The 19,190-nt window shown below is 59.4% G+C and carries 16 protein-coding genes; 6 read left to right on the top strand and 10 right to left on the bottom strand.

The genetic code is table 11. From position 1 onward, the window contains the following. The first annotated feature begins 73 nt into the window (after positions 1–73). From ACR0LI_RS02465 to ACR0LI_RS02455, 3 genes are all read left to right on the top strand, one after another. On the top strand, positions 74–1,780 hold the full coding sequence (locus tag ACR0LI_RS02465) for a peptide ABC transporter substrate-binding protein (protein WP_171631085.1): 1,707 nt from the start codon (positions 74–76) through the stop codon (positions 1,778–1,780). 94 nt (positions 1,781–1,874) lie between these two features. Then, complete coding sequence (locus ACR0LI_RS02460) at positions 1,875–2,882, top strand: ABC transporter permease (RefSeq protein ID WP_171114986.1); 1,008 nt, start codon at positions 1,875–1,877, stop codon at positions 2,880–2,882. Next, positions 2,875–3,855, top strand: coding sequence for an ABC transporter permease (locus ACR0LI_RS02455; protein ID WP_171631083.1), 981 nt, complete (start codon positions 2,875–2,877; stop codon positions 3,853–3,855). Before ACR0LI_RS02460 ends, ACR0LI_RS02455 begins: the two co-directional genes overlap by 8 nt. A gap of 7 nt (positions 3,856–3,862) precedes the next feature. Here the strand turns inward: ACR0LI_RS02455 and ACR0LI_RS02450 are convergent, their stop codons facing one another. The 6 genes from ACR0LI_RS02450 to ACR0LI_RS02425 all read right to left on the bottom strand — a co-directional run bounded on the left by ACR0LI_RS02450 (position 3,863) and on the right by ACR0LI_RS02425 (position 10,590). Beyond that, positions 3,863–4,999, bottom strand: a complete 1,137-nt coding sequence (locus ACR0LI_RS02450) for an MFS transporter (protein ID WP_480717957.1) — start codon at positions 4,997–4,999, stop codon at positions 3,863–3,865. Positions 5,000–5,067: 68 nt separating this feature from the next. Next, the gene (locus tag ACR0LI_RS02445; RefSeq protein WP_171631078.1) at positions 5,068–6,345 is read right to left on the bottom strand and encodes a DUF3422 family protein; all 1,278 of its coding nucleotides are present in this window, start codon (positions 6,343–6,345) and stop codon (positions 5,068–5,070) included. Between the two features lie 107 nt (positions 6,346–6,452). Continuing rightward, positions 6,453–6,809, bottom strand: coding sequence for a VOC family protein (locus ACR0LI_RS02440; RefSeq protein WP_171631075.1), 357 nt, complete (start codon positions 6,807–6,809; stop codon positions 6,453–6,455). A gap of 162 nt (positions 6,810–6,971) precedes the next feature. Then, positions 6,972–8,426: an NAD(P)(+) transhydrogenase (Re/Si-specific) subunit beta gene (locus ACR0LI_RS02435; protein ID WP_152458621.1), complete on the bottom strand. Its 1,455-nt coding sequence runs from the start codon at positions 8,424–8,426 to the stop codon at positions 6,972–6,974. Between the two features lie 13 nt (positions 8,427–8,439). Continuing rightward, positions 8,440–10,011 (bottom strand): Re/Si-specific NAD(P)(+) transhydrogenase subunit alpha, encoded by a 1,572-nt coding sequence (locus tag ACR0LI_RS02430; RefSeq protein ID WP_171631071.1) that lies wholly within the window; start codon positions 10,009–10,011, stop codon positions 8,440–8,442. A gap of 129 nt (positions 10,012–10,140) precedes the next feature. Further along, entirely contained in the window at positions 10,141–10,590 is a 450-nt protein-coding gene (locus ACR0LI_RS02425; protein WP_480490611.1) for a methyltransferase family protein, read from the bottom strand. A gap of 174 nt (positions 10,591–10,764) precedes the next feature. Between ACR0LI_RS02425 and kynU the strand changes: the two genes are divergently transcribed. After that, positions 10,765–11,958, top strand: a complete 1,194-nt coding sequence (gene kynU / locus ACR0LI_RS02420) for a kynureninase (protein ID WP_171722936.1) — start codon at positions 10,765–10,767, stop codon at positions 11,956–11,958. On the opposite strand, the gene ACR0LI_RS02415 is transcribed toward kynU, so the two are convergent. Continuing rightward, entirely contained in the window at positions 11,951–12,529 is a 579-nt protein-coding gene (locus ACR0LI_RS02415; RefSeq protein WP_209832559.1) for a TetR/AcrR family transcriptional regulator, read from the bottom strand. The genes kynU and ACR0LI_RS02415 overlap by 8 nt on opposite strands. A 99-nt stretch (positions 12,530–12,628) precedes the next feature. Here ACR0LI_RS02415 and ACR0LI_RS02410 point away from each other — a divergent pair, with 99 nt between their 5' ends. Both ACR0LI_RS02410 and ACR0LI_RS02405 read left to right on the top strand, forming a co-directional pair. Beyond that, positions 12,629–13,093 carry a (2Fe-2S)-binding protein gene (locus ACR0LI_RS02410; protein ID WP_209832557.1) on the top strand — a complete coding sequence of 155 codons (465 nt, stop codon included), beginning with the start codon at positions 12,629–12,631 and terminating at the stop codon, positions 13,091–13,093. Positions 13,094–13,096: 3 nt separating this feature from the next. Beyond that, the gene (locus ACR0LI_RS02405; protein ID WP_480717956.1) at positions 13,097–15,337 is read left to right on the top strand and encodes a xanthine dehydrogenase family protein molybdopterin-binding subunit; all 2,241 of its coding nucleotides are present in this window, start codon (positions 13,097–13,099) and stop codon (positions 15,335–15,337) included. 46 nt (positions 15,338–15,383) lie between these two features. Here ACR0LI_RS02405 and ACR0LI_RS02400 read toward each other — a convergent pair whose 3' ends face one another. From ACR0LI_RS02400 to ACR0LI_RS02390, 3 genes are all read right to left on the bottom strand, one after another. Then, entirely contained in the window at positions 15,384–16,163 is a 780-nt protein-coding gene (locus ACR0LI_RS02400) for a gamma-glutamyl-gamma-aminobutyrate hydrolase family protein (protein ID WP_171631058.1), read from the bottom strand. 220 nt (positions 16,164–16,383) lie between these two features. Continuing rightward, entirely contained in the window at positions 16,384–16,809 is a 426-nt protein-coding gene (locus tag ACR0LI_RS02395; protein ID WP_152458631.1) for a GlcG/HbpS family heme-binding protein, read from the bottom strand. A 71-nt stretch (positions 16,810–16,880) separates the two neighbouring features. Next, positions 16,881–19,016: a malate synthase G gene (locus tag ACR0LI_RS02390; RefSeq protein WP_480717955.1), complete on the bottom strand. Its 2,136-nt coding sequence runs from the start codon at positions 19,014–19,016 to the stop codon at positions 16,881–16,883. Positions 19,017–19,190 lie beyond the last annotated feature (174 nt).

The following is a 19,190-nucleotide window of genomic DNA, read 5'->3' as shown; positions in this document are numbered from 1 at the left end:
AAGCGGCAACGCCAAACCCGCAGGCCTTGCGGAGATAATCGAGACACGAACGTGTCCAATTCGGGAGTGACTTATGAAAATCAAAACCCTTTTGCTTGGTGCGATCGCAAGCACGGCAATGGCCCCGATGGCCTTTGCCGAGCGCGGTTCGGACGGCAATGTCAGCATCATCTATTGGCAGGCTCCGTCGATCCTGAACCCGTTCCTGTCCGGCGGTACGAAAGACGTGGAATCAGCCTCGCTTGTGATCGAGCCACTTGCACGCTACGACCAGGACGGCAACATGGTGCCATTTCTGGCGTCTGAAATCCCGACCGTGGAAAATGGCGGTGTCAGCGAAGACCTGACGTCGATCACATGGAAAATCGCGCCGGGAATCACGTGGTCTGACGGCTCTCCGTTCACCGCTGCTGACGTGAAGTTCACCGCTGATTACTGCATGCACCCCGAAGGTGGCTGCGCACAGGTCACCAAGTTCGAAGGCGTCACCTCGGTCGAAGCTGTTGATGACCTGACCGTCAAGGTCACTTTCGACGCACCGACCCCCTTCCCCTATGGCCCGTTCGTCGGTGGTGAAAGCCCGATCCTGCAAAAGGCCCAGTTCGAAAACTGCATGGGCGCCAAAGCCCCCGAATGCACCGAGCAGAACTTCAACCCGATCGGCACCGGCCCCTTTGTCGTCACCGAGTTCAAGCCGAACGACGTGATCACCTTCAAGGCCAACGACAACTATCGTGATCCGGCAAAACCTGCCTTTGCGACCGTGACCTTCAAAGGCGGCGGTGACGCGACAGCTGCTGGTCGTGCTGTCATGGAAACTGGTGAGTTTGACTATGCCTGGAACCTGCAACTGGCTCCGGAAGTGATCGCTCAGATGCAGGAAGGTGGCAAAGGTACGCCGGTTGCAGGCTTCGGCCCGCTGGTCGAGCGCATCATGCTGAACCAGACCAACCCGTCGCCCGAGCTGCCTGAAGGCGAGCGTTCGACAGCAAAGCATCCGCATCCGTTCCTGAAGGACCCGGCCGTTTACAAAGCCATGTCCATGGCCATCGACCGTCCGCTGTTGGTGGAAATCGGCTATGGTCAGGCTGGTAAAGTGACCTGCAACTGGGTTCCGGCCCCTGCTGCGTTCAACTCGACCTCGATGACCTGTGACACCCAGGATATCGAAGGCGCCAAGAAACTGCTGGATGATGCCGGCATCGTCGACACCGATGGCGACGGCGTCCGCGAGAAGGATGGCGTTCCGCTGAAGATCGTCTATCAGACCTCGACCAACGCCGTCCGTCAGGACTTCCAGGCGCTGATCAAGGAATGGTGGAGCCAGATCGGCATCGAAACCGAACTGCGCAACATCAACGCATCGGTCTTCTTCGGTGGTGACCCGGGCTCGCCCGACACGTTCCAGAAGTTCTATGCCGACGTTGAAATGTACGCCAACACCTTCAACGGCACCGACCCGCAGTCCTATCTGGGCAACGGCCTGTGCGACAAAGCTCCGCGTCCTGACTCGCAGTGGCAGGGCGAAAACATCAGCCGCTTCTGCAACGAAGAGTTCGACAAGCTGCACGCTCAATTGGCCGAAACCGCTGGTCTGGAAGCGCGTGCGGAAATCGCCAAGCAGCTGAATGACATCATGGTTCAGAATGGTGGTATGATCCCGCTGGTTCACCGTGGTCGCCTGTCGGCGCATGCAAACACCCTGGGTGGCGTTGTCCTGAACGTTTGGGACAGCGAGCTGTGGAACATTGCGGACTGGTACCGCAAGACCGGTTCCTAAGCACTGACCTTGCAAAACCGCGCCCCGATCGTTATCGGGGCGCGGTCATTTGCATCCCACCCCAACAAGAAGACGCATATAAAGGCGCCTCTTAATGCTTAATTTCACAATCAGACGACTGGTGCTGGCCGTTCCAACGCTGCTGTTCATCAGCCTCGTCATCTTCCTGCTCCTCGAACTCGCACCCGGCGATCCGATGGCGCAGGTTCCGCTCACCGTTCCCCCCGAAGTCAAGGAAAAGATGCGCGAGGCGCTTGGCCTTGGCCAGCCGATGCATATCCGGTTCTGGAAGTGGATCGTGCAATTCTTCTGGATCGAACCGCAGGTTCTGATAGACCACATCTTCGGCACCAGTTTTTCCGCAGGCGACCTGCGTGTAATATCCTGGCAGACCCGCTCGCCCGTCATGGACATCGTCGTTCAGCGTATCCCGCAGACCCTGTGGGTTGTCGGCACCGCCTATGTTGTCGCCATCCTGATCGCGCTGCCCATCGGCATCTATTCGGCCTATCGCCAGTATTCCTGGTTCGACCAGATGGGCACCTTCGTGTCGATGGTCGGCTTCTCGGTCCCTCCGTTTTTCTCGGGCGTTCTGGTGATCGTGATCTTCTCGGTCCAGTTGGGCTGGTTCCCGTCGATCTATGACACGACCCATGTGGTCAACAGCTGGGACAGCTTCGTCGTGCAGCTAAAGCAGATGATCATGCCGGTCATGGTGCTGGCGTTGCAGATCACGGCACAGCTCAGCCGTTTCATGCGCGCCTCGATGCTGGACAATCTCAACCAGGATTACGTTCGCACCGCCCGCGCCAAGGGGCTCAGCGAATACACGGTCGTCATGGTCCACGTCCTGCGGAACTCGATGATCCCCGTGGTCACGGTCATTGCACTGGGCATTCCGGCCATCTTCGGCGGCGCCATCATCACCGAGCAGGTATTCAAGGTGAATGGCATCGGCCAGTTGCTGATTGGCGCCATTCAGGCCAATGACCTGCCAATGGTGCAAACCCTGACCTTCATTTTTGCCGTGCTGATCGTGTTGTTCAACCTGATCGCCGACGTCCTGTATGGCATTCTGGACCCGAGGATTCGCTATGACTGATCACGACAAATCAGACACGCTGATCCCCGACGAAGGTCTGGCCCCGGCATCCACCGCGCTGCCAACCGCTGATGTGATGGAGGAACTCACGACCCCGCCGCGCAGCCAATGGCGCGACGTCTGGGATCAGTTCAAGACGCACAAGGGCGCCATGGTGGGTGCGGTGCTGTTCATCCTGATCGTGGCGGGCGTCTATCTGGGCCCCTATCTCTGGAGCATCGATCCAACGCAGATCGACATCCGGGCCCGCAATCAGGGGCCAAGCTGGGCGCATCCCTTCGGCACCGACCAGTTGGGCCGGGATATTCTGGCGCGCATGATGTCGGGCGGTCAAACCTCGGTATCGGTGGGCATCACCGCGATGCTGCTGGCACTGTTCCTGGGATCGTTCATCGGCGTTCTGGCCGGGTTCTTCAAACGGCTGGATGGTCCGCTCATGCGTCTGACAGACCTGTTTCTGGCCCTGCCCCTGCTGCCCTTGCTGCTGGTCATGATGCTGCTGTTCCGCGAGCCCCTGTCGGCCGCGTTCGGGTTGGAGCGTGGGATCTTCATCCTGATCGTCTGCGCCATCGGCATCACCTCATGGATGCCGACCGCACGGATCGTGCGCGGTGATGTGCTGGCCATCAAGGAACGCGAATTCGTTCTGGCGGCACGCTCCATCGGCACCAGTAACAGTCAGATCATCACGCGGCACATTCTGCCCAACGTGCTTTCACCGATCATGGTGTCCGCGACGCTGGGGATTGCCACGGCGATCATTACCGAAAGCGCGCTTTCCTTCCTGGGTCTGGGCTTTCCGCCCGACTTCCCGACATGGGGCCGCCTGCTGTTCGACGGAGTCGATTACCTACAGCAATACCCCGAGCGTGTGTTCTGGCCTGGTCTGGCAATCTCGCTGACTGTCCTGAGCGTCAACTATCTGGGTGACGGTCTGCGCGACGCACTGGATCCCCGCATTCGCGGACGCTGAGACAAGTTCAGTCGGCGCGCCTCAGCGCGCCGGCCAACAGCACGATCAGAACGGCCAATGGCAACAGCACGGCGAATGCCAGACGCAGGCCGAACACTTCCGCCAAAAAGCCGATCAACGGCGGACCGATCAACAGCCCCCCATACCCCAATGTCGCAACACTTGCGATGGCTTGCCCCGGCGGCACATTCGGATCGCTGGCCGCCCGGCTGAATGCCAGTGGCATGATCACGGCATAACCTATTCCCATCAATGCAAAGCCGGCCAGCACGGGCAGGATCGTTGCTGTTGAAACCACCGTAAAAACACCAAACGCCGCGCAAATACCGCCGAACCGGGCGGAAACGACTGGACCGAACCGGATAATAACAAGCGCGCCTGCAAGTCGAAACGCCACCATGGTTACTGAAAACACCGCATAGCCCAAGGCAGCGACGCTTTCCGACGCCCCCGTAATGTCACGCAGATATATCGCGCTCCAGTCTGCCACGGCCCCTTCGCCCAACGCTCCGCACAAGGCGGCTATGCCAACCAGTATCAACGCGCCGGATGGCAAGGCGAAGACCGTACTCTGAGGCTCTTGGGATTGGCGCGAGGTCCAGCTTACCCAGGATGACGCAAGCGCAAGGCCAACAACCACGCCACCCGCCAACAGGAAGTGCACAAGAACCGTCAGCCCCATCTGAACCGCGGCATAACCGCTGAGCGCGCCAAGACCTGCACCAAGGCTCCACATTGCATGGAACGAGGACATAACGGGTTTGTCATATGCCTGCTCTACCTCGGCGGCCCATGCATTCATCGCAACATCCATCGACCCGTGGAAGGCGCCAAAGACAAACAGGAACACTGCCAGCCCCCAAAGCCCATCCGCCATGGCCAGCAAGATCAGCGACCCCGTATACAGAATCGCAATGATCCGGGTGATTGCAACAGCGCCGAAACGATCCGTAAGCCGCCCAGTTATCGGGAAAGAGCAGACAGCCCCAGCAGCCATGAACAACAGGCCGAACCCGAGCGCATCATGGGACAGTTCCAAGCGGTCGCGTAAGGCGGGAATGCGCGACGCCCAGATTCCGAACAGGGCACCATTCAGAATGAACATGGCGGCGACAGCGCGCCATGCTGCAACTATGCTTGCCATCCCATGCCCTCGCTCAGCTTACCCAATGCCACCGTTCTACAGGTCAGAAAAAACTTGGCAATTGCTGCTCAACCGAGCCGTTTGCGAATGCGTCGCACCGAGTACCACACCGCGGCGACAACCGGGATCGTAACCGCCGCCGTCAGCATGCCCTTGCTGATGCCAGAGGCCGTCAGCGGATACAAAAGATAGCTGACCAGCGAAACCGCGTAATAGCTGATGGCAACCACGGAAAGCCCCTCGACCGTATGTTGCAAGCGCAGCGCCAGATCAGCCCGACGGTCCATGCTTTCCAGCAACGCCTGATTTTGCGCGCTTCTTTCCACATCCACTCTTGTCCGCAGCAACTCACCCGCGCGGATCGCCCGGTCCGACAAGGCCTCAAGGCGGCGTTCCGTGGATTTCACGGTGCGAATTGCAGGGTCATATCGGCGCATCATAAAATCGGCGAAATTCTGACCACCCTCGAAACGTTCTTCTCGCAACACTTCGATCCTCTGGTTGACGATGGCCTCATACGCCCCGGTGGCTCCGAACCGGAAAGAACACCGTGCCGACAATGTTTCGAGCTCGATCGACGTTGCCAGCAAATCCTGCAACAGCGCGTCAGGCTGCGCCGAGTTGCCTGTCATCTGCCCCATCAATCGGGTGAGTTGCCCATCCAGCTCTCCGATACGCGGCATCAGCTGCTTGACGCGCGCAAAACCCAGCATCGACATCGCCTTATACGTTTCAATTTCGCAAAGACGCTGAATAATCCGTCCCGTCCGACGCCGTCCGGTGCCCTCGGCCACGAACAAGGCAAAGCGCATGTGACCTGCCGGATCGATCCGAAAATCACTGGCACAAACCGCTGCATCGTCCAACACCCTGGACACGGCCAGGCTTTCCGGCTCGAACCAATCCAGCAGTTTCGATTTCACCACGTCGTCACTTTCGCGTTCAACCACGCGCACCAGAACCGACGTAACCCTTTGACCCGGACTGGCCATCAACCAATCGGGCGGAAAGACCTCAAAGTCAGCCGGGTCAAAGGCGCGTTCACTCACATTCTGCGCGATCGCCGTATAGGTCACGAATTCGGTATGCTGCTCCCACTTCAACCAGTGGCGTCCAATCTGGCCCGCGTAATGCGTGGCGTCCGGCCGAGGGTGCTGCGCACCGTGGCGATCCAGCAGGTCGATCAAATGAGCCAAATCCTCACGTCGATCGCGCGCCACGGCGGCCTCAGGCTTTTTGATCGCAAGAAAGACCACCGTACAGGGCATTGACGCGACCGGAAACGGTCGAGCATGCAGTTCATTGGCTAGCGCATAGCGAAGGGGATGGTCATCTATCGGTGTCATGTGAGGCTCCGCATCGTCACGCGCACTATACGGCACATAATTGACACATCAATTCTCTTTTTATTTCACGTACTTACAGGGGTACAACGGTATACAACCCTGCTATCTCATTGATTTGGCTGCCACAGCTCGATGGGGTTGCCTTCAGGATCATGGATGCGGGCAAATTTTCCAACTTCGCTGTCCCAGTCAGGATTGGTTTCCACCGTGATTCCAGCCTGCTCAAGCTGCGCCGTCAGCGCGCCCAGATCATCGACACGAAAATTGATCATCCACTGCTGATCGGCCCGCCCGAAATACGCGGTGTCCTCCGCGAATGGCGCAAAGACCGTATAGCCTTCACGCTGCTTCCAAGGCACGGGGTCATAATGATTGACGCCCAGGTGCTTCTCATACCAGGCGCTCAGCGCTTTAGGGTCGCGGGCGCGAAAGAACACTCCGCCAATACCATTCACTTTCTCCATCCTCGACCTCCTGCCATCTGTGCCGCCACCCCAGACTACCACACTCCGCCTGCTTCATCTGGCTGGAAATATCCTGGGGGTTTGGGGGCAACGCCTCCATACAAACTCAAAAAAGAAAAGGGCGCCCAAAGGCGCCCTTTGCAATCGGATCAAACGCGACGATCAATCGATCATCGGCAGCAACTTGTCCAGCGACTCCTTGGCGTCGCCGTAGAACATGCGGGTGTTCTCTTTGAAGAACAGCGGGTTTTCGATGCCAGAATACCCGGTGCCCTGACCACGTTTCGAGACAAAGACCTGCTTGGCTTTCCAGCATTCCAGAACCGGCATGCCGGCGATGGGACTGTTGGGATCTTCCTGTGCCGCAGGGTTCACGATGTCGTTCGAGCCGATGACGATTGCCACATCCGTGTCCGGAAAGTCGTCGTTGATCTCGTCCATTTCCAGAACGATATCATACGGCACCTTCGCTTCGGCCAGCAAAACGTTCATGTGGCCCGGCAAGCGACCCGCCACAGGGTGGATTGCGAAACGAACGTTCTTGCCCTTGGCCCGCAGCTTGCGCACCAGTTCGGAAACCGATTGCTGCGCCTGTGCCACAGCCATGCCATAGCCCGGAATGATGATCACGCTGTCCGCGTCGTTCAAGGCTGCAGCAACGCCATCGGCCTCGATTGCGATCTGTTCGCCTTCAACGGCCATCTGTTCGCCCTGCGGGCCGCCAAAACCGCCAAGTATCACGCTGACAAAGTGGCGGTTCATCGCCTTGCACATGATGTAGGACAGGATCGCACCAGACGAGCCCACAAGCGCACCCACCACGATCAGTAGGTCGTTGCCCAGCGAGAAACCGATCGCCGCAGCCGCCCAACCCGAATAGCTGTTCAGCATGGACACAACCACCGGCATGTCGGCGCCGCCAATACCCATGATCAGGTGATAGCCGATGAACAACGCTGCCAGCGTCATCAGGATCAGCGGGAACAGACCCCCTGTCGATGTGTACCAGATCAGGCAGATCAGCGAGAGACCCGCCGCCGCCGCGTTCAGCGCATGGCCACCGGGCAGCTTTGTCGCTGCCGAGGTCACCTTGCCCGCCAGCTTGCCATAGGCGACGACCGACCCGGTGAAGGTGATCGCACCAATGAAGATGCCCAGGAACAGTTCCACGTGCAGGATTGCCAGCTCGGCCGGGGTTTTCTTGGCAATCAACTTGGCAAAAGACCCCAGATCGGACAGATCCGCCTGGCTGGCACTGTCCGCAATGGCCATGACCTGCGCCACGTTGCCGATCTCGAAATGCGCGTTGAAGCCGACGAACACGGCCGCAAGACCGACCAGCGAGTGCATCGCCGCAACAAGCTGCGGCATCTCGGTCATCTGCACGCGCTGCGCAACATACTGGCCGATGAAACCACCGCCCGCGATCAGCAGCAGCGACAGAAGCCACAGACCCGAGCCCGGGCCAACCAGCGTGGCGAAAACCGCCAGCGCCATACCGACGATGCCATACCAGACCGCGCGCTTGGCGCTTTCCTGGTTCGACAAACCGCCGAGCGAAAGGATGAAAAGGACAGCCGCAACAACATAGGCGGCAGTGGTGAAGCCATAATCCATGTGCCCGGCCTCCTTAAGATTTCTGGAACATGGCGAGCATGCGCCGGGTTACGAGGAAACCGCCGAAGATGTTGATCCCGGCCATGAAGACGGACAGTGCCGCCAACAGAATGACCAGGAACGACCCCGATCCGATCTGCATCAGGGCCCCGACGATGATGATCGACGAGATCGCGTTGGTGATCGCCATCAGCGGAGTGTGCAGGCTGTGTGCGACGTTCCAGATCACCTGGAAGCCCACAAAGATGGCCAGCACGAAGACGATGAAGTGCTGCATGAAACTGGCCGGAGCGATCAGCCCCACCAGCAGCATCAGCACGCCACCAACACCCAGCAGGGTGAACTGCTGCTTGGTCTGCGCCTTGAAGGCCGCAATTTCCTGCGCCTTCTTTTCTTCCGGGGTCAGTTCCTTGACCTCGGGCTTTTTCTGCGCCGCGATTGCCTGCACCTTGGGTGGTGGCGGCGGGAAGGTGATCTCACCCTCATAGGTCACGGTCGCGCCGCGGATCACGTCATCTTCCATGTCGTGATTGATCTGGCCGTCCTTTTCAGGCGTCAGATCGGTCATCATGTGACGGATATTGGTCGCGTACAAAGACGAAGACTGCGCCGCCATCCGGCTGGGGAAGTCGGTATAGCCGATGATGGTCACGCCATTGTCGGTCACCACCTTTTCGTCCGGCACGGTACCTTCGACGTTCCCGCCGCGTTCGGCCGCAAGGTCAACGATGACCGAGCCCGGCTTCATGGCCTTGACCATGTCTTCCAGCCACAGCTTTGGCGCCGGACGGTTGGGGATCAGTGCCGTGGTGATGACGATATCTATTTCCGGGGCCAGCTCTCGAAACTTGGCCAGCTGCGCATTGCGGAACTCTTCTGACTGGACGGAAGCATACCCGCCGGTGGCCGCACCATCCTGCTGTTCTTCTTCGAAGTCCAGATAGACGAACTCGGCCCCCATCGATTCGACCTGCTCGGCCACCTCGGGGCGCACGTCGAACGCGTAGGTGATTGCACCCAGCGAGGTCGATGTACCAATCGCGGCAAGCCCGGCAACACCGGCCCCGACGATCAGAACCTTCGCAGGCGGCACCTTGCCAGCCGCAGTCACCTGACCGGTGAAGAAACGACCAAAGTTGTTGCCCGCCTCGATAACGGCGCGGTAGCCGGCAATGTTGGCCATCGACGACAATGCGTCCATCTTCTGCGCGCGAGAAATACGCGGCACCATTTCCATGGCGATCACGTTTGCGCCCTTGGACTTGGCAAGGTCCATTCCTTCTTCGTTTCCGGCAGGGTTGAAGAAGGAAATCAGCGTCTTGCCCTTGGTCAGACGCTTCAGTTCCGTCTCGGTCGGGATACGAACCTTGGCGATGATATCTGCGGCCTTCCACAGCGATGCTGCGGTCTTGACAACTTCAACGCCCACGGCCTCATACGCCGCGTCCGAAAAACCGGCGGCAGCACCTGCGCCTTTTTCGATCAGGCACTCATAGCCCAGTTTTTGCAGCTGCACGGCCGAGTCCGGTGTCATCGCGACCCGGTTCTCGCCGTCCAGTATTTCCTTTGGCGTGCCTATCTTCACTGGCAGTCCCCCTAATTCTTACTCGTTCTGAGCGGGTGATCGGTATTCTTTGTTAAGCAAAGATGTATCCTGCGCAACATTATTTCGCAAGCGCAGCATTTTTGACGTGATGTCATTGCAGCATCCACACTAGATCCAGCGCCGTGTCTTGCGTTCGTAGCGAGCGTAATCAGCGCGAAAGGTACGACGCAGGCGGTCTTCTTCCGGCAGGATGAACCGACGCTCCAACACCCAGACAAAGACTGGCAAAAGAACCAGGGACAGCACGGCATCAAACCGAAGGATAAGACCCGCAAGAATCAGAACGTCGCCCACATAGATCGGATTGCGACTGCGCTTGTAAATGCCGGACTGCACCATCGACGACGGGGTTTCATGTGGGATGACGGTTGTCTTGTGACGGCGGAATTCGACCACTGCCAGAACAGCCATCAGGATTCCACCTCCGATCAACACCCCGCTCAGAAGATCCGTCAAACCACCCTCAAGCGACAGGCCCAGCTTCAGATACCTGGCCTGCAACCAGGCAAGAGCCGCAAAAGCAATCAACCAAACCGGCGGAACGTCCATCCAGCGCATGCAAAGCCCTCATTGAATGACGACAAGATCAAGCACATGTCGCTTCTGCGCGATGTCCTACCGCTTTTGAGCCAAAATGGCAAAAGACCAGTATGTCGCATCGCATGGACTCAATATCGAGGATCGACTACCTCAATAGCAATCACCGACGTTCACACTAGTTAGCGAGCCTTCATGACTGATTTTGCGGCAACCAAAGCCATGTTCGACCTGCCAGAGGGCGTCATCTATCTGGATGGCAATTCTCTGGGCCCCCTGCCGAAATCGGCCGGTGCCCGAGTGCAACGGATGCTGACGGATGAATGGGGCCAGATGCTGATCACCGGATGGAACAAGGCTGGTTGGATGGCCCTGCCCACCGCGCTTGGTGACCGGATTGGCCGCCTGATCGGAGCTGAGCCCGGCAGTGTGGTGACCGGAGACACCTTGTCGATCAAGGTCTATCAGGCGGTGGCCTCGGCCCTTGAACTGAATCCGGATCGCAAAGTGGTTCTGTCGGACAACGGCAACTTTCCTTCGGACCTGTATATGGCGGATGGCTTGCTGCGCTCGCTTGGGGACGCGTATGAGTTGCGCGTCGTTGATCCCGAAGCCGTGGCCGGTGCAATCACCGAAGAGGTCGCTGTTCTTATGTTGACCGAGGTGGATTATCGCTCGGGTCGGATGCACGACATGAAGGCACTGACCGAACTGGCGCATGCCAACGGCGTGATAACAGTCTGGGATCTGGCCCATTCCGCGGGGGCCATCCCGGTGGACCTTTCAGGGTGCAACGCCGATTTCGCAGTCGGGTGCACGTACAAATACCTCAACGGCGGCCCCGGCGCGCCGGCCTTCATCTATGTCGCGCCGAGGTTGGCGGAACACGCACGCCCCGCCCTGTCCGGATGGCTGGGGCACGAAGCGCCGTTTGCCTTCGATCTCGACTACCGCCCCGGCAGCGGCATTGAACGGATGCGGGTGGGAACGCCCCCCATCATCCAGATGACGGCCTTGTCGGCTGCGATGGATATCTGGGATCTGGCGGACATGACCGACGTCCGGGCCAAATCGATTGAACTGACCGAGCTTTTCATAGAACGCGTCGAGGCAACCTGCCCGGATCTGCAACTGGCCAGCCCCCGTGATCCGCAGCAGCGTGGCAGCCAGATCTCGTTCCGTTTCAAGGAAGGGTATGCCGCCATGCAGGCCCTGATCGCCCGAGGCGTGATCGGAGATTTTCGAGCACCCGACATAATGCGGTTCGGCTTCACACCTTTGTATATCGACGAAGGCGATGTCGAACGCGCCGTCGGGATTATGGCCGATATCATGCAGAATCGCCTGTGGGACACGCCCGAATACAGGATCCGTCAGCGCGTTACCTGACTTCGAGTCCGGCGCCGAAAAGGGCCGCGACCTGTGCGACCTGCTGTTCATAGACCTCGGCGCCGGCGCCAATCAGCTTCAGCCCTTTGAGCGTGGCCGTGATCGTCCGACCGGTCTCTGCCGCGTCAGCCAGCAGGCGAACCCGGCCCGCCTTTTCCTGTTGCGTCAGCCAGTCCGCATAGAGCGCGGCCAGCCTGGCCTCACCCGCCGCGATGATTTCCCCAGACAGAGATTTTGTGTTGTCGAGGATTTCAAGCCCGTGGGGCGAGGCCAGAATTTTTGCCATCCCCTCGGTCTGCGCCTGAATTGCGCGGGTCAGAACCTCGGGCACCGACCCCTGCGTCGCCAGCGCTTCGGCCACCGCAACACTCTTTTCGGCATAGTACAGCTCGGTCAGCTTGCTGACGATCGCCTCTTTGTTCTTGTAATGCAGATACACCGCCGGCCGGGACATCCCCGCGCCGCGCGCGATGTCGTCCATCGAGGTCTTTCTATATCCATAAGTGGAAAACGCCTGAAACGCCGAGTTCAGGATCGCCTGTTGCCGTGAGCCGTCACCATTGTCTTTCATATTCGAAGCCCTGACATTTTTTGTTCAATTTGTCAATTGACATCCTGACACTTTCCTACAATTATGTCAGAATCCAGCCACAGTAACACGAGGTGCGCCATGGCGACGACCCTGAAGATCAACGGCAAGCAACATCAGGTGGATCTGCCTGATGACGTCCCCCTTCTTTGGGTTCTGCGGGACGAGGTCGGGCTGACCGGCACCAAGTTCGGCTGCGGCGTGGCCGCATGCGGGGCCTGCACCGTGCATATCGATGGCGAGGCCGTGCGCTCCTGCCAGGTGGCGCTTTCGGATGTCTGGGGTGACGTGACCACGATCGAAGGGCTCGGCTCGCCGGACGCGCTGGCCACGATCCAACAGGCCTGGATCGATCATCAGGTCGCGCAGTGCGGATACTGCCAGTCGGGCCAGATCATGCAGGCCGCGGCATTGCTGGTGGAAAACCCGGCCCCCTCTGACGCAGACATCGACGAAGCGATGCAGGGCAACCTGTGCCGCTGCGGCACCTATCCCCTTATCCGCGCAGCAATCCATGACGCGGCATCCAAGCTGAAGGAGGCGTAAGCAATGGCTTCCGTTGGAAAAATCCTCCGCCGTACGTTCCTGATCGGCTCTGCCGCGATCGTTGGCGGCGTGGCCTTTGGCACCTATTACGTGACCCGCCCCGCGGCCAACCCCTTGAAACCCCGCGAAGGAGAGGCAGCACTGAACCCGTTTGTGCTGATTGACCAGAACGGTGTCACATTGTTCGCGCCCCGCGCGGAAATGGGTCAGGGCGTCCGAACCACATGGGCCGCGTTGATCGCCGAGGAACTGGATGTCGATCTGGATCAGATCACCGTTCTGCACGGCCCCGCTGCGGCGGCCTATTACAATTCGGCCCTTGTGGGCGAAGGGTTGCCAAACAAGGGATACGATATCTCGAATTTCCAGCACAATCTGGGCGAGGCACTGGGTGTTCTGGGCAAGACGCTTAGCCTGCAAGTCACGGGTGGCTCGACCTCGATGAAAGATGGGTTCGACCGGATGCGGCAAGCCGGTGCTTCGGCCCGTGAAACACTCAAACGCGCTGCCGCAAACCGGTTGGGCGTCGACCCCTCGGATCTGAAAACGGCGTCAGGCCATGTCATTGCCCCCAACGGCGACAAGATCGCCTATTCAATGCTTGCCGAGGATGCCGCCGGGCTGGAACCCGTTGAGGTACCGTTGCGAGACCCGTCCGAATGGCGCTATCTGGGCCGAAGCCAACCGCGTCTCGACATGGTGGACAAGGCGACGGGCACCGCTGAATTCGGCGTCGATGTCCGCCTGCCCGGCATGAAATTCGCCAGCGTGCGAATGAACCCCAAACTGGGCGGCGCGATGAACGGCTTTGACGACAGCGACGCAAGATCCATGCCCGGGGTTGAGAAGGTCGTCGATCTGGGCACAGGCGTGGCCGTGATCGCAAGCAACACATGGTTGGCCAATCAGGCAGTCGAGGCCATTGATGTCGATTGGGGCGACGCGCCCTATCCGCCGGAAACCGAAGACATCTTTGCCAGGATCGCCGAGGCGTTTGACGACGCACCGAACTCGACCATGCGCGACGACGGCGATGTCAGCGCGAGCCCGGAAAACGCCACAGAAATCACCGCCGAGTATCGCGTGCCTTATCTGGCCCATGCAACGATGGAGCCAATGAATGCCACCGCGCTCTACACGGGAAATGCGTTGGAACTCTGGTGCGGCAACCAGGCCCCCACACTGATTCAGTTCCGCGTTGCCAACACTGCCGGTCTGGATACCGAAGCCGTCCAAATCCACACCACCTATCTGGGTGGCGGGTTTGGTCGCAGGGGCGAACTGGATTTCGGCGAAATCGCAACCAAGGTTGCCATGGCCATGCCCGGCACACCGGTTCAGACGACCTGGAGCCGCGAAGAGGACATGCGTCACGACTATTTCCGCCCCGGCGCCATCGCCCGGATGCGCGGCGCGGTTCAGGACGGCAAGGCCGTGCTCATTGACGGGAAGGTCGCGGCCCAATCTACGACCCAACAGGCGGTCGAGCGCTACACCGGGTTCCCCGGCGGAGGGCCCGACAAAGTGCTGGTCGAGGGCTTCTTCAACCAGCCCTACGCGGTACCGAATTACCGCATGAGCGGCCACATTGCTGATTTGGCTGTTCCCGTGGGGTTCTGGCGCTCGGTCGGCAACAGCCATAACGGCTTTTTTCATGAAACATTCATGGATGAGATGGCTCATGCCGCAGGCCGTGATCCGCTGGAGTTCCGGCTGGAGCTGATGAGGAACGAACACGCGCCGTCGGCGGGATGTTTGGAAGCGGTGAAGGAAATGTCAGGCTGGACGGGTCAGACGACCGAAGGCGTCGGTCGGGGCGTGGCTTTCACATACAGCTTCGGCACTCCGGTGGCCCAGGTCATCGAAGTGGTCGACGAAGACGGCACCATCCGCATCAGCAAGGCCTGGATTGCCTGCGACATGGGGCTGGCGCTGGACCCGGAAAACGTCAAGGCGCAGATGTTCGGCGGCATGATGTACGGCCTGTCTGCCGCGTATTTCGGTGAGATCACCTTTGCGGAAGGCGAAGTCGAGCAGTTCAACTTCCCCGACTATGACGCGATGCGGATGCACACAGCCCCGCAGGTCGAGGTGCGCGTGCTGGAAACCAATCAGCATATGGGTGGTGCGGGCGAGCCCGGAACACCGCCTTCGATGCCGGCACTCGGCAATGCGCTTTTCGACCTGACGGGCAAGCGCGCCCGCTCGCTTCCGCTGATCAATCAGTTCAACCTGCTGGTCTGATCGCACGGCACCGGCCCGATTTCCCCCTCGTCGGGGCCGGTGTCATTCAGGCAGATTTTTGAACTGCCTGATGAACCGTTCCGGCGGCCCATCCACGCACCGCATCACCGAAGGCTTCGAACAGGGGGCGCGAGACCGGGTCATTGATCGCGTCCCATTCCGGATGCCATTGAACCGACAGGGTAAAGCCGGGCGCATCCTTGATGTAGATCGCTTCGGGCGTCCCGTCCGGTGCATGGCCATCAATGACCACGCGCTGCCCAATCGTTTTTATGCCCTGACCGTGCAAGGTGTTGGTCATGACCTCGGTTGCGCCGAACAGTTTGTGGAAAACGCCGCCGTTTTCCAGTGTCACCACATGACGCAGGGCAAACTTTTCCTCCAGGGTTCCATCGGGCGGCATCCGGTGGTTCATCCGCCCCGGCAGATCGCGTATCTCGGGATAAAGCGTTCCGCCCATGGCAACGTTGACTTCCTGAAACCCCCGGCAGATGCCCAAAAACGGCTGCCCCCTTTCAACGCAGGCCCGAACCAACGGCAGAGTTATGGCGTCTCGTGCCCGGTCGAATTCGCCATGTGCATCGGTTGCAGGTTCCCCGTATTCTTCCGGGTGCACGTTCGGGCGACCGCCGGTCAGCAAAAAGCCGTCACAGACCTCCAGCAACTCATCTACCGACACGTAACGCGGATCTGCGGGTATCAACAACGGAAGACATCCTGACACGTTGGCCACGGCATCCGAATTCATCGTTCCCCCAGCATGTGTGGGGTATTGATCGTTCATGAGGTACGAGTTGCCGATGATACCGACGACAGGCCGAGACATTCCGCTTTCCCTGCTGTTGTTGTGCCTGTCAAGGAAGCTAGCGGCAGCGGTTTTAACGTGCAAGAATACACGCCCTGCATGAAAGCGCAGGGACGTGTTCGAAGACGCACTGTACGTTCTGGCCCGCCCCGCTTAATTGGAAAAATTTTCCAACGAACATCTGCGCGATGGAAAAAATTTCCCCACTCAGCGGGAAAGACGTATAAATACAACGCTCTTGTTAAATCTCGCCGATCAGGCCGGCTGCCTCGATCCCCGCCATTGCGGCCAGCGCATCATTGTCTGATGTGTCTCCGGTAACCCCAACGGCGCCGATCACGGCCCCCTTGCGATCACGCAACAGCACGCCACCCGGAACAGGCACGACCTGACCACCATAGACGCCATTTACAGAGGCCATGAAATAGGCCTGTGTTTCAGCGCGCTGCATCTGCGCGGTGCCCGCCATTCCCAGCATGACCGACCCATAGGCCTTGCCCTGTGCAATCCCGAACCGGCCCGGTGCTGCACCATCCTCGCGCTCGAACGCAATGACATGCCCACCGGCGTCCAGAACCACGACTGAGAGCGGCTTCAACTCCATCTCTCGGCCCTTTTCCAGGGTTTTGCGGATGATGGTGCGGGCCTTGCGTAGGGAAACTGACATCTGAAGGTCCTCTCGTCAGATTGAAGTTCGACGAAGCCCGCAAACGATTGGTCTGTGGGCTTTTGTCGGTGTTATCTTTGGCTGGCTTTCAATTCCAGACGGCGCGCATGCAGGACCGGCTCGGTATAGCCCGAGGGCTGAACCCGGCCCTTGAACACCAGATCGCATGCGGCCTGAAAGGCGATACCGTCAAATCCCGGCGCCATCGGTGTGTAATTCGGATCGTCTTCATTCTGGCGATCCACGACGGCGGCCATCTTTTGCAGTGCGGCCATGACCTGAGCTTCATCCACGATGCTGTGATGCAGCCAGTTGGCCAGTGCCTGCGACGAAATCCGACACGTCGCGCGGTCTTCCATCAGACCGACATCGTTGATGTCGGGCACCTTAGAACAGCCCACGCCCTGATCGACCCAACGCACGATATAGCCGAGGATACCCTGCGCATTGTTTTCAAGTTCACGCGTGATTTCCTCGTCACTCAGATTGCGTCCAGCCAGCAAGGGGATGGTCAACAGATCCTTCAACGTACCACGTGCGCCGCCTGCGGCCAGCTCGTCCTGACGGGCCAGCACATCGACCTTGTGGTAATGCGTTGCGTGCAGGGTCGCGGCCGTGGGCGACGGCACCCAGGCACATGTCGCTCCGGCCATGGGGTGGCCGATCTTGGCCTCAAGCATATCGCCCATGCGATCCGGCATGGCCCACATGCCCTTGCCGATCTGCGCCTTGCCCTTCAGGCCACAGGCCAGACCAATATCGACATTGCGATCTTCATAGGCCGCAATCCATGGCGTATTCTTGATGTCGCCCTTGGGCAGCATCGGACCGGCCTCCATCGAGGTATGAATTTCGTCGCCGGTCCGGTCCAGGAAACCCGTATTGATAAAGGCGACGCGTGATTTTGCGGCGCGAATGCACTCTTTGAGGTTGACCGAGGTGCGGCGTTCCTCATCCATGATGCCCAGCTTCACCGTGTTGCGCGGCAGGCCCAGAATGTCTTCGACCATGTCGAATATCTCGACCGAGAACGCAACTTCCTCGGGCCCGTGCATCTTGGGCTTCACCACATAGACAGAGCCCTCGACAGAATTGCCCCCGTCCTGCTTCAGGTCGTGCATGGCGATCAGGGTGGTGCACAGAGCATCCATCAAGCCTTCGCCGATCTCGCGCCCTTCTGCGTCAAGCACGGCCGGGTTGGTCATCAGGTGACCCACGTTGCGCACCAGCATCAGGGACCGGCCTTTCAGCTTGGCCTGATCACCCGACGGAGTGGTAAAGCTCAGGTCCTCGGCCAGTTTCCGAGTGAACGTTGTGCCGCCCTTGGTGACCTCTTCGGTCAGGTCGCCTTTCATGAGGCCCAACCAGTTGCCATAGGCCACAACCTTGTCGGCGGCATCGACACAGGCAACCGAGTCTTCGCAATCCATGATGGTGGACAGTGCGGATTCCAACTGGACATCTGCAATGCCTGCGGGATCGGTCGCGCCTATGTTGCTTGTGGAGTCGATCATGATCTGGATGTGCAGGCCGTTGTTTTTCAACAGCACAAAGTCGGGCGTGTCCGCCGAACCGCCAAACCCGGCAAATTGAGCGGGATCGCCCAGCGCAGGGGTCAACGCACCGTCGGTGATGCCCAGTTCGGTGACATCCGCCCATGATCCCGACGCCAGAGGCACGGCATCATCCAGAAACGCCTTGGCCCATGCGATCACCCGTTCGCCGCGCGCCGCATCATAGCCACCGCTTGCCGGCAGATCCCCCATTGCATCGGTTCCGTACAGCGCATCATACAGGCTGCCCCAGCGCGCGTTGGCCGCGTTCAGGGCAAAGCGTGCATTGGTAATCGGAACAACCAGTTGCGGGCCCGGGGTCAGGGCGATCTCGGGGTCGACCTTGGCCGTTTCAATCTGGAACGCGTCGCCTTCTTCGACCAGATACCCGATCTCTTTCAGGAAAGCCTCATATTCAGCGGCATCGGTGTTCTGCTCCTTTCGGGACATGTGCCACCCATCGATGCGGCTTTGGATCTCGGCCCGTTTGGCCAGCAGCTCACGGTTTTTCGGCCCCAGTTCGTCCACCATCCGCGCCATGCCGTCCCAGAACTTCTGCGAAGAGACGCCCGTGCCCGGCAGCGCCTGCGTCTCGATGAACTCAGCCAAAACCGGATCGATCTGCAGTCCGCTCAGGGTCTGTCTGTCCGTCATATTCCTGCTCTCCTGCGATTGTGCGCCATTGTATGCACTGTGACTTAGGCGGAAAGTTTCCGATAGGCAACTTTCATCCCGTCATTTGGGGCATTCGCTTCGGCTTGAAGCTGTTTCAAAAACCTCAAGGCAATGGCAGGGCCGGTTGCAGCGCCCGAACGAAGCCCCTAACGT

It is taken from the genome of Ruegeria sp. CL7, assembly GCF_056536445.1.
This window is presented reverse-complemented; position numbering and strand designations above follow the sequence as displayed.